This window comes from Xanthomonas sp. XNM01, assembly GCF_014851915.1.
Classification (GTDB): domain Bacteria; phylum Pseudomonadota; class Gammaproteobacteria; order Xanthomonadales; family Xanthomonadaceae; genus Pseudoxanthomonas.
In genome coordinates, this window is sequence record NZ_JACVAP010000018.1 from 1 (window position 1) to 381 (window position 381).

The window sequence follows — 381 nt, forward strand, 5'->3', positions numbered from 1 at the left end:
GCAGGAAGCGACGGATGTCCTCGGCCATCGCGGCAACCGACGCGTAGCGTGCCTGCGGATCGCGGCGCAGCGCCTTGAGCACGATGGCATCGACGTCGGCCGGGATCCGCACCGGCGGCAGACGTGGGCGCGGGTTCGTCGTGTCGGCTGCGTCCGCCTGCGTATCCTGTGCGACGCGGCGCGCGCGCCTGCTTGGCGGTTCGATCGCACCGGACAGGATCGCCTCGCCGAGACGATGGCCGTCGAGCGCCTGGTGCGGGCGCTGCCCGGCCAGCAGTTCGTACAGGACCACACCCAGCGCCCAGACGTCGGCGGCGGTGGTCAGCGGCGCGCCCTCGACCTGTTCGGGGCTGGCGTAGGCGGGCGTCAGGACCTGGGTGC

General features: G+C 73.2%; 1 protein-coding gene. It reads right to left on the bottom strand.

Going from position 1 to position 381, the window contains the following annotated elements; translation table 11 throughout:
* A partial coding sequence (locus IB242_RS20270; RefSeq protein ID WP_192283777.1) for a protein kinase occupies window positions 1–381 on the bottom strand: 381 nt, incomplete at both ends.